Here is a 2863-nt window from a genome sequence, read left to right as displayed (position 1 = left end):
CCCTGCTGGCTTCGTGCCAGCAGGGCGCGCCCGCACAGAGCGACGCTGCTGCGGCGAAGCCGAAACCCAGCTACGAGGCTGGGGTGATGGCGGTACTGCAGGAGCGCTATGGCAGTACCGTGCAGTTGCAGGGGCAATGGGCGCAGCAACTGAGTGACGCCGACCTGGGGCAGGCGCGTCCGGTGCATCGCGACATCTGCGCCGACCAGAGCATCAGCGTGCAGAACGGCAACTACCGCATGCTGGCAATCTGCACCAGTTACGACGACGCCAGCCTGATTGAACTGGGCAGCACCGATTTCATCGTCCTGCAGCGCGCCGCCGACGACGGCGTCAGCGTCGCCGCAGAACTGCTCGGCCAGGGCAGCGGCACCGGCGGCAAGCCGGGCAGCGTCACCACCTTGCAGCTGGGTGCGAACGCCTGGGGCTTCCAGGTCGACGACGAACTGGTGGTGGTTGGCGCAGCAATGCGCAATCGCGCCTGGTACGTGTTCGACGGCGACAAGAAGCTGTCCAGCGCAGGCTGGCTGCGCAGCCATCTGGATGATCGCAACGCGATTGACTGCAATGGCTCCGGCAACTGTTCGCACGGCCGCCTGGACCTGAACTTCGATGCGGCACCCGACGACAGCCAGCCGCAGCTCGCTTACTGGCCGCTGCGCGTGCAGGAGAAAGGTCGGGGCTGTGCCGGTGCGGTGAACAAGAGCCACAGCATCGCCTACGACACCACGCAATCGCGCTACCTGATCCCTTCCACCATGCAGCTGGAGGCTTGCAACTGATGCGTAATGCCCTTCTCGCAGCCACCGCCGGCCTGTGTTCCGTCCTGCTCGCCGGCTGCGGCAACAGCACGCTGAGCGATGCCCAGCACACCGCGCTCGCCACGCTCGGCAAGCAATTGCCGGCGCCTTACCGCGATGGACTGGTGACCGCCTCGGCGCATCGCCATGGCAACGACATCGTGTTCGTGGTGAGCTTTCCCGGCGCCAGCGTGGCAATGGCCAAGGCCAAGCCTGACGTGTTCGAAGCACTGCGCCGTGACGAGGATGAAGCCATCACCGAGCTGTGCAGGGAACCGGCACTGCAGCCGGTCTACGCCGCCGGCGGTGGCGTGCGCCGGCGCTTCGTGGATGCCAGTGGCGCGACGTTCTTCGAAGTCACGCTGAAAGCCTCCCATTGCCTTCCCCATTGATGCCCCACAGGAACTGACCCCATGAAAATCCTCGTCATCGGCTCTGGCGGCCGCGAACACGCACTTGCCTGGAAACTGGCGCAGTCGCCGCGCGTAAGCGAAGTGATCGTCGCGCCCGGCAATGCAGGCAGCGCCACCGAAGGCAAGTGCCGCAATGTCGCGATCAAGGTCACCGACATCGATGGCCTGCTGAAGCTGGCGCAGGACGAGGCCGTGGGCCTGACCGTGGTCGGCCCGGAAGTACCGCTGGTGCTGGGCGTGGTTGATCGTTTCCGCGAGGCAGGCCTGCGCATCTTCGGCCCGACCGCCGCTGCCGCACAGCTGGAAGGCAGCAAGGCCTTCGCCAAGGATTTCCTTGCACGTCACGGTATTCCCACCGCGTACTACGCCGTGCATACCGAAGTGGATGCCGCGCTGGCCTACCTGCATGAAAAGGGCGCACCCATCGTGATCAAGGCCGATGGCCTGGCCGCCGGCAAGGGCGTGATCGTCGCGATGACAATGGAAGAAGCCGAAGCCGCCGTGCGCGACATGCTCAGCGGCAATGCCTTCGGCGATGCCGGCGCACGCGTAGTGATCGAGGAGTTCCTCGAAGGCGAGGAGGCCAGCTTCATCTCGATGGTCGATGGCCGCATCGCGCTGCCGATGGCCACCAGCCAGGACCACAAGCGCGTTGGTGACGGCGATACCGGCCCGAACACCGGCGGCATGGGCGCTTACTCGCCGGCGCCGGTGGTGACCCCTGAAGTGCATGCACGGGTGATGCGCGACGTGGTGGAACCGACCGTGGCCGGCATGATTGCCGACGGCGTGCCGTTCACCGGCTTCCTGTATGCCGGTTTGATGATCGATGCCGACGGCGCGCCGAAGGTAATCGAATTCAACGTGCGCTTCGGCGACCCGGAAACCCAGCCGGTGATGCTGCGCCTGCAGTCGGACCTGGTGGATCTGGTCGAAGCGGCCATTGATGGCGCGCTGGCAGGTGTGGAGGCGCAGTGGGACCCGCGCCCGTCACTCGGTGTTGTGCTGGCCGCCAAGCCCTATCCGGAAACGCCGATCACCGGTGATGTAATCAGCGGCTTGGGTGATGTACCGGCCAGCGCCAAGGTGTTCCATGCCGGTACCGCACTGGATGCTGACGGTAATGTCGTCAGTGCCGGCGGCCGTGTGCTGTGCGTGGCAGCGCTAGGTGACAGCGTTGGTGATGCGCAGAAGCATGCGTATGCAGGTGTAGCCAAGATCCACTGGACCAACGAGTTCCACCGCAACGATATCGGCTGGCGCGCGATCGCGCGCGAGCAGCAATAAGCACGTAATGCCGAGCCATGCTCGGCAGGGGCTCTACCGGTAACGCCGCAGAAGCTACCCCTCCCCAACCCTCCCCTGCACTGCGTGCAAGGGAGGGAGCAGAAACGGTAGTGCCGAGCCATGCTCGGCAAAGGGCTCTACCGGTAACGCCGCAGAAGCTATCCCTCCCCAGCCCTCCCCTGCACTGCGTGCAAGGGAGGGAGCAGAAACGGTAGTGCCGAGCCATGCTCGGCAAGGGGCTCTACCGGTAACGCCGCAGAAGCTACCCCTCCCCAACCCTCCCCTGCACTGCGTGCAAGGGAGGGAGCGTAGTGCCGAGCCATGCTCGGCAGGGGCTCTACCGATAATGCCTCAGCCGAGCAT

The 2863-nt window shown here is 65.3% G+C and carries 3 protein-coding genes; all 3 read left to right on the top strand.

All coding sequences use genetic code 11. The features are described from left to right. Window positions 1-782, top strand: a 782-nt coding sequence (locus QMX78_RS21020; protein ID WP_282273330.1) for a hypothetical protein, incomplete at its 5' end; no start/stop codon positions are given. Next, a complete protein-coding gene (locus tag QMX78_RS21015; protein WP_282273328.1) occupies window positions 782-1192 on the top strand; it encodes a hypothetical protein in 411 nt (136 codons plus the stop codon). The genes QMX78_RS21020 and QMX78_RS21015, both read left to right, overlap by 1 nt. 21 nt (window positions 1193-1213) lie before the next feature. Next, window positions 1214-2500 (top strand): phosphoribosylamine--glycine ligase, encoded by a 1287-nt coding sequence (gene purD / locus QMX78_RS21010; protein ID WP_282273326.1) that lies wholly within the window; start codon window positions 1214-1216, stop codon window positions 2498-2500. Window positions 2501-2863 lie beyond the last annotated feature (363 nt).

The sequence above is a fragment of the Stenotrophomonas sp. PS02298 genome, assembly GCF_029959445.1.
GTDB lineage: Bacteria > Pseudomonadota > Gammaproteobacteria > Xanthomonadales > Xanthomonadaceae > Stenotrophomonas.
This window is presented reverse-complemented; position numbering and strand designations above follow the sequence as displayed.

Coding starts and splice junctions, on each gene's coding strand:
- QMX78_RS21015 (WP_282273328.1), top strand. CDS start 782: ATGCGTAATGCCCTTCTCGCAGCCACCGCCGGCCTGTGTTCCGTCCTG.
- purD (WP_282273326.1), top strand. CDS start 1,214: ATGAAAATCCTCGTCATCGGCTCTGGCGGCCGCGAACACGCACTTGCC.